Source organism: Kitasatospora indigofera, assembly GCF_014655955.1.
Taxonomy (GTDB): domain Bacteria; phylum Actinomycetota; class Actinomycetes; order Streptomycetales; family Streptomycetaceae; genus Kitasatospora; species Kitasatospora indigofera.
On sequence record NZ_BNBO01000121.1, the window covers coordinates 1 to 3,395 of the forward strand.

General features: G+C 75.8%; 2 protein-coding genes and 1 pseudogene. 1 reads left to right on the plus strand and 2 read right to left on the minus strand.

The genetic code is table 11. The annotated features are described in order from the left end of the window. Nucleotides 1-187: pseudogene (locus IE329_RS39650) on the minus strand (substrate-binding domain-containing protein); the annotation flags it as partial. Nucleotides 188-973: 786 nt separating this feature from the next. Here IE329_RS39650 and IE329_RS39655 point away from each other — a divergent pair. Further along, the gene (locus tag IE329_RS39655) at nucleotides 974-1,702 is read left to right on the plus strand and encodes a DivIVA domain-containing protein (protein ID WP_190215927.1); all 729 of its coding nucleotides are present in this window, start codon (nucleotides 974-976) and stop codon (nucleotides 1,700-1,702) included. A 742-nt stretch (nucleotides 1,703-2,444) separates the two neighbouring features. Here IE329_RS39655 and IE329_RS39660 read toward each other — a convergent pair. Then, nucleotides 2,445-2,774: a hypothetical protein gene (locus IE329_RS39660; protein WP_190215928.1), complete on the minus strand. Its 330-nt coding sequence runs from the start codon at nucleotides 2,772-2,774 to the stop codon at nucleotides 2,445-2,447. Nucleotides 2,775-3,395: the final 621 nt, after the last annotated feature.

Below are 3,395 nucleotides of genomic sequence, written 5' to 3' on the forward strand. Positions count from 1 at the left end.
CGCCGACGAAGTACTCCTGGTCGCCCTGCTTCTGCAGGTAGGTGATCGAGATCTTCCCGTCCACCGGCGCAGCCGGTCCAGAGGCGGCCGGGGACGACTCCTGGCCGGTGGAACAGGCGCTCAGGCCCAGGGTGACCGCCAGGCCGAGTGCGGCGGCCGAGGCGAGGCGGTTGCGGGAGGTGTACATGGGTTGCTCCAGGGGCGGGAGGGCCAACCGGTTCGGGCATCAGAACCAATCAGAATTCACCGTTTTCCAACGGCGTGGGGCAAGGAAAGCGCTCCGCCGACATCCACGTCAAGCCATTCCCGGCAAGGGGACCGCTTTCGCAACCTCACCGTTACAAGCACCCCGGCAGACCGACAAGTTGAGCAAGCTTGGCCGACCTGACCGGCGGTGCACCTGCCCCGGCTGCCTACCGTGGACGACACACCAACCCCACCCGACCCCTCCGCGCGTGGCAACATGGCAGTCAGCGAGACTGTTTACTCTTGTCGTGCTCTGTTTGCTTTTCATCGCAAGGGAACCCCCAAGGCCTCATCCCCCGACCTTCGCCCCGGCGGTGGAGCGGACCCCTCGTTCGGCTGGGAGGTGACGACTGGAAGGTCAGGGGCACCGGGCCGGGCGGCACCGCCCGGGCGAGGGTGCATCCGGCACCGGGGCCGTCCCGGACGAAGGAAGTACTGGACGCGCGACCGAAGGATGGGATAGAAAGCCCGCACGGAAATTCGTGCACACACCGCCGTCGGCCGGCGCCCTGCCGCCAACCCTGGCCCGCCGCCCCACGACGACTGCACCCGTCCGCCGCCCGGAGCGGGCCGGCCCGTTCACGCGCCGCCCCCACCGCGCCGGCTCTCAGCTGCCCCGATCAGGAACCGGGGCAGAAGACGGGTCCCGCCGCCCCGGCCGTCCTCCGTCCGGGCGCACCACCGGACCTCCGCACGCCGAACCAGCACCACGCCGGGGTGAACCACCATGACCTTGACCCTCGAAGACATCCGCGCCCAGCAGTTCACGATCGTCCGCCTCCGCGAGGGCTACGCCGTGAAGGAGGTCGACGACTTCCTCGACGCCGTCGAAGCCGCCCTGACCCGCCTGCGCCGCGAGAACGAAGCCCTGCGGGCCCAACTCGCCGCAGCCACAAGGAAACGATCGCAGCAGCAGAGCCGGCAGCAGGTGGCACAGCCGCACCCCGCAGTGCCCCCGGCCGACCGGGCCGGGCCACAGGCTCCCGCGCCGCTGCCGCCCCGGCCGGCCCCGGACGCCGGCAACGCCGCCCGGCTGCTGGAGATGGCCCAGCAGGTCGCCGACCGGGCCACCGAGACGGCCCGCCGGGAGGCCGAGGCACTCGTCGGCGAGGCGCGCGGCCGGGCCGAGAGCATCGAGCGGGCCGCCCGGGACAGGGCCGAGGCCCTGGACCGGGACGCCCGGGACAGGCACCGCACGTCGATCGGCGCCCTGGAGTCGGCCCGGTCCGTGCTGCAGGCCCGGATCGACTCCCTGCACAGCTTCGAGCAGGAGTACCGGACCCGCCTGAAGTCCTTCGTCGCACTGCAGCTGAACCAGCTGGAGATTCCGGCGGACGGCCCGCCCGCGCCCACCGTCCGGCCGGAGACCGGCACGCCGTCCCGGCCGTCCCCCGCGCCCCTGAAGGTCCCCGTCCCGGCCCAGCTCCGCGGCTTCCACCTGGACGACGACGACTGAGCCGCTGCCGCGCCCGGCCGGCGGTAGGGGAACCCCGTCGGCCGGCGCGACAGCGACGCGCACCGCCCCGGGCCGGCCGGTCGTCGGCCGCCCCGCACAGCCCTGGCCCGGTCCGGGGCCGGACGAAAGGCCCTGCCACCTTGAGCACCCAGGCGAAGCACCGGCGATCCCCCTCCCTGAGCCGCACGTTGGGCGCGGCCGGCGCCGTCGTGGCCGTCACCGCCGCCGGCCTGGGCTGGGCCCTCCAACCACCCGCACCCGGTGGCCCGGCGGCGTTCGGGTCGCCGCCCGCTCCCAGCGCGTCCGGCGCCTTCCGGCCCGGCGGGACGGACGGGCCCGTAACGGCCGCCCCGTCCTCGTCCCTGCCGGCCGGCGCGAGCGCCGCCGCCGTCTCCCCCGCGTCGACCACCCTCTGGTCGTCACCCGCCGCGACCCAGGCGCCGAGCGCCCCGGTCTCCTCTCCCCTGGCCGGCCCGCCCCGGGCGCGGACCTCCGCCGCGTCGCCGAGCCTCCGCGCGCCCGCCCGTCCGACGCCCGTACCCGCCCCCACCGCGGCGCCGGCCCCCGGCGCGGCCCCCGCCCCGGCGACGGACAGCCCGACGCCGCCGGTGCCATCCATCCCGTCCCCGACGGCCGGCGCTCCCGGGACTTCGTCCCCGCCGACCGTCCCCGACCCGACCGCGGCCGGCTCGGCGGAGCCGGCCCGGAACCCGGCCCCGAAGCCCGCCCCGCAGTCGAACCCTCAGCCGGTGCAGGAGGCGGTGCAGGAGCCGGCCGAAGCACCGGCGGCCGCTCCGCCCTCCCCCGGGCAGGCCACCGCCGCACCGCCGAGCGACGGCGCCGCCCCGGCCGCGGCGCGGGACCGGCCGACGGCCACACCGTCCGGCGCCCCGACCACCACCCGGACACCGGTGCCCACCCCCCACACCCCGGCCGGCTCCCCCTCTCCGGGCCGGACCTCGGCACCGAACCGGACCAGCGCCCCGGCGCCGCCCCCCACGCCCACACCGTCCCCGACCCCGACCACGACCACGCCCGCGCCCGCGCTCGCGCCCACACCGTCCCCGTCCACGACACCGCCGCCGTCCCCGTCCCCGTCCCCCTCCCCGACGGCTGCCCCGGCGACGGCACCGGCGACGTCGCCCTCGGCCGCCCCCTCCTGAGCCGCCGTACGCCCTCGGCACCGCGGAGCGCGGCCGCACACCCCGGACGGGCACCCCGGGAGCACGGCCGGACACCCTGGGCGACCGGGGCGGGGCCGGACAGCACCCTCCGGTCACGGTTTCCGGAACACCTCCGGCAGGCCCTTGACAGCCCCACCGGCGACAGCGTCAACTCGCTGATCAGGGCGAAGCTCATCGAACGGTGGGCCGATCGCCCGGCACCCGAACGGCAGCCATGCCGCCCTGCGACCAGCCGGAGGCCCGCCACAGCAGACCGCAGCTTCCCGCGAAGCGCGGTCCTCCCGTCCGAGAAGCGCTCCGGACAGCGACCGGAGCACACGGCGACCCCACGACGGTCCCGGAGTTTCCCAGGGACCGAGACCAGCTGCCTGAGGAGACGAGCACATGGACGACCGAGCCTTCATGGCCACCGGATCCGATCGGGACTCCCGATCCCGCAAGGGCGACCGCCGCTCGTACGTTCTCGACACCAGCGTGCTCCTGGCAGACCCTCTCGCCATGACGCGCTT